The following is a 3306-nucleotide window of genomic DNA, read 5'->3' as shown; positions in this document are numbered from 1 at the left end:
GTCTTCATCCCCTCTCCCCCCTGGGGAGAGGGTCAGGGTGAGGGGGCAGCAAAGGCGCCAGCCTTTGCCAGGGGATCGCGAAGGGGCAGCATGCCCCTTGGCGGCGCGCCGAAGCGCGCCCGTCACCCTCTCCCGCCCCGGGAGAGGGCGGGGACCCGCGCCGAAGGCGTGGGGAGGGTGAGGGGCAACCCGAGAGTCCCGAACCGCATGGCCTCTTGCGCGTCCCTGCCCGTGCGAAGGCAAATGCGATAGCCGCATCCCCTCGCCCAGCGCATACTGAAAGCGCTTCACCAGCCGCTGCGTTGAAGACACCAAAGACGTCGGGGAACCCGAGAATGCGGACTTTGCATGATTTGCGCGACGAGATGCTGGCGGTCGCCCGTGGCACCCAGCCAGTTCCCCCGGTGCAGTCCGTCATCGATGGCGAGGCGATCTCCGGCCTTCTCGGCGTGTTGACCCCAGCGAACCGGGCGTTGATGCAACTGATTGCCGCCAAACGCCCGGAGACGGTCTCCCGCCTCGCCCAACTCGCCGACCGCGCCCAGCCCAACGTCTCGCGCGCCCTGCAAGACTTGGCGAAGCACGGTCTGGTGCGACTGGTCCGCGACGGCATGAGCATCCGACCGGAACTAATCGCAGCAGAGATCGACGTCGATCTGGTGCGCGGGACTTGCCGGGTGGTGCCGATGGCGGTTTCATAGCAGAGGATGTTCTTCAAACTATCATATAGCCCGCCACTTCACCCCACATCCCTAATCAAAACATTGATTTTGGCCTAATACTATCGCTCACACTTTCACCGATCACCTCGAATAGGTCAAGTTGCTTCCCGCTCAACTCTGCATAAATCTTATCTTTTGTCTTCGGGCTCCTGAACATTTGATAGTGTGCGACAGCTTTTTGTTGACTGCAGGCAGAGGCAACAACACTTATGGCTTCCTCAACCATAACCTCCGCATCCTTGTCCGTTGGGATTCGCGCTTTACCCGACTTCAGATGCAGAAGATTGCAAGCAAAAAGAACAAACCAGTGCCCATAAACTAAATATTGGTGCTGACGCCCGCTCTCTGGTGCCGACCCATAATCGGAAATGTAAATCTCCCTTAGTCTTTCTATAATACGGTATAGCTCAAAAAGCCTTATGAGTTCAGATATATCCATATTATCATTGAATATTGCGCTAAATCTTGAATCAAATATTGAATCAGACTCACTTTTGGCTTTATCAGGCTCTTTCAGTTCATATGATAGGAGTATCTGCCCAAGCTTAAGTGCATCAATTCTTTTGTTTTCGGGTTTGTCGGGAAACATGTTTCTTTTTCTTTCGAAAAAGTAACCGTTCTCTAGAAATGCAAGCTCAAGCTTTTTCAGAATTTCATGATTTGCGCGAAGATCGCGACTTTGAATACGAGCTTGGCTATTGGTGGCAACTGCAACGCGCTCAGCAATATCTGCTCGATCCGTAGCATACACTCGAACCATAAGAACAACATCATTCAGCGCGTCCACTCCTAAGCGACTCGCCTCAATAAGTGAATGAGAGGTTTGTGCTCCATTAACAATTTGGAAATCTTCGAACCGTAATGTCGGGTTTATGTGGCCCTTATTATAGGAGTAGTTCTTGCACGTTATAGTAATACCGTTATTTAGATACCAGAACAGATAGCTATCATTTGATGTAGCAGTTTCAATAATTGAAGGGTTAAACCCTCCCTTAACACCCAGAAACACTCTTAAATTGTCATCAAAAAGATGACGCTTTATTCCTTGGCCATCCGCCGTTTTAATGAGGTTAATAAAAGACAGCGCATCCACTGAGGCAATAACACCTCGTACATCTCCGTCTGATCTTTCTAATATCTCCTTTCCAATTACTTGAAGAACTCCATTCTCCGGGGAGCGACTTTCAATCGACAGCCCTCGGATAACGTCATCTGCGCCATAGAATTCAAATGAAACCTGCGGCGCACTTTCACATATGCTGTCAATTATGACTTTCGCAGATGGCGAAAAATACCCCCCGTTTGAGCAGAACACCACTTTGTAACGACAAATTTTTCCCTTTTCATGAAGCTCCCAAATTCTTTGAACAGACTCCATAAGCCGGAAATTATTACATTTCATCAAAAATTTAGATTTCTCGAACAGCTCATTTAAAAAATGAGAAACCTTCATAACTTCAGAATCGTTTATCGTCTTGTCACAGCTCTTATGAGTATCTCTATATTTTGACTGAAATAGAAATATTTCTGCTTGCTGCTCACCTTCGATAATATAGATTGCGTCGATGCCTCTGTCATCAGCACCATCCGTAATGGCTTCATGCAATTGATCCTGAATTTCAGGAAATATTTGCTCAATGACAATGGAAAGAAGACCGATAGACAGGGTTTTGAAGCCATGTCTTTTGCAAGAGTTACGCACACGAGCATCAATTATATCCCAATCTATTCTTGTTAACTTTTTCAATTCTGCCTCTTTTCAACCAAATAATGAAAAAATATCAAAAATTACCATCAAAAGATGGAGTCTTAGATTATCGCGATTCATGAGGCGAGTCCATAACTGTATATTCTATATGCGGTGAGCGCCGCCTGTAGTGCACTTATAATTTCGGCAAACCGCAAACAAGCTTGCCTTTTAGGGGTGGCGATTCTTGGGAACGTGCATTCTCCACATTCAAGCTGCAAGTGAAGTTTCTGCTCAATTCGGTGAGCATCAGCGGTTTACGCCTCAAAGCCGCCTCCGCTTGCGAAGAGTCTTACATAGACTGCCCCACACACACCGCTTATATTCAATGACGGAGGTGTCCAATGGCAGAGCCCGCGACCGCTTTCGAGCCGACCGATGACGATGCGCTGACACGCGCCATTGCCGAGGCGCGGGCACAGGTTGCCTCCGGTCAGACGATTCCTCTGCGCGACGTTGCGGACTGGCTCGACAGTTGGGGCACGGCGGACGAGCGTCCTGCGCCGTCGTGCAAGTAGTCTTCGCTCCGGCCGCCATTGCCGATCTGATCGCAATCCGCACCTACATCGGCCACTTCAATCCCGCGGCAGCCCGGCGCATGGCGCTTCGGCTCAGAAGCACGGCGGAAAGCCTCGCCGAATTTCCAGACCGAGGCCGCCTTCGGCGAGACGGTGCGCGGGAGCTGGTGGCAGTCCACCCCTATGTGATTGTCTACGACGTGAGCTCGACCCGTGTGACCATTCTGCGCGTCTGGCACGGAGCACAGAACCGCTCCTGATGCCGGTTGCATCGTTTACCGCAAGCCGAAGCCCCAACTCCTGTCTCTTATACACATTC

Annotated in this window: 4 protein-coding genes; 3 read left to right on the top strand and 1 reads right to left on the bottom strand. The window is 50.5% G+C overall.

Features of this window, described 5'->3' with window-relative positions; all coding sequences use genetic code 11:
• The first annotated feature begins 335 nt into the window (after positions 1-335).
• Positions 336-701, top strand: coding sequence for an HVO_A0114 family putative DNA-binding protein (locus GBZ48_RS35675; RefSeq protein WP_174475352.1), 366 nt, complete (start codon positions 336-338; stop codon positions 699-701).
• A 55-nt stretch (positions 702-756) separates the two neighbouring features.
• On the opposite strand, the gene GBZ48_RS35670 is transcribed toward GBZ48_RS35675, so the two are convergent.
• Entirely contained in the window at positions 757-2469 is a 1713-nt protein-coding gene (locus tag GBZ48_RS35670; RefSeq protein ID WP_174475351.1) for an AIPR family protein, read from the bottom strand.
• Positions 2470-2813: 344 nt separating this feature from the next.
• Here GBZ48_RS35670 and GBZ48_RS35665 point away from each other — a divergent pair, with 344 nt between their 5' ends.
• Both GBZ48_RS35665 and GBZ48_RS35660 read left to right on the top strand, forming a co-directional pair.
• Positions 2814-2987: an antitoxin gene (locus tag GBZ48_RS35665; protein ID WP_174475350.1), complete on the top strand. Its 174-nt coding sequence runs from the start codon at positions 2814-2816 to the stop codon at positions 2985-2987.
• A complete protein-coding gene (locus GBZ48_RS35660) occupies positions 2978-3247 on the top strand; it encodes a type II toxin-antitoxin system RelE/ParE family toxin (protein ID WP_174475349.1) in 270 nt (89 codons plus the stop codon). Before GBZ48_RS35665 ends, GBZ48_RS35660 begins: the two co-directional genes overlap by 10 nt.
• Positions 3248-3306: the final 59 nt, after the last annotated feature.

This window comes from Azospirillum melinis (assembly GCF_013340935.1).
GTDB classification, from domain to species: domain Bacteria; phylum Pseudomonadota; class Alphaproteobacteria; order Azospirillales; family Azospirillaceae; genus Azospirillum; species Azospirillum melinis.
The sequence above is the reverse complement of the archived record's forward strand: the minus strand, read 5'-3'. Positions and strand labels throughout refer to the sequence as shown.

What these genes read in the sequence shown, in the direction of transcription:
- GBZ48_RS35665 (WP_174475350.1), top strand. Translation starts at nt 2,814, where the DNA reads ATGGCAGAGCCCGCGACCGCTTTCGAGCCGACCGATGACGATGCGCTG.
- GBZ48_RS35675 (WP_174475352.1), top strand. Translation starts at nt 336, where the DNA reads ATGCGGACTTTGCATGATTTGCGCGACGAGATGCTGGCGGTCGCCCGT.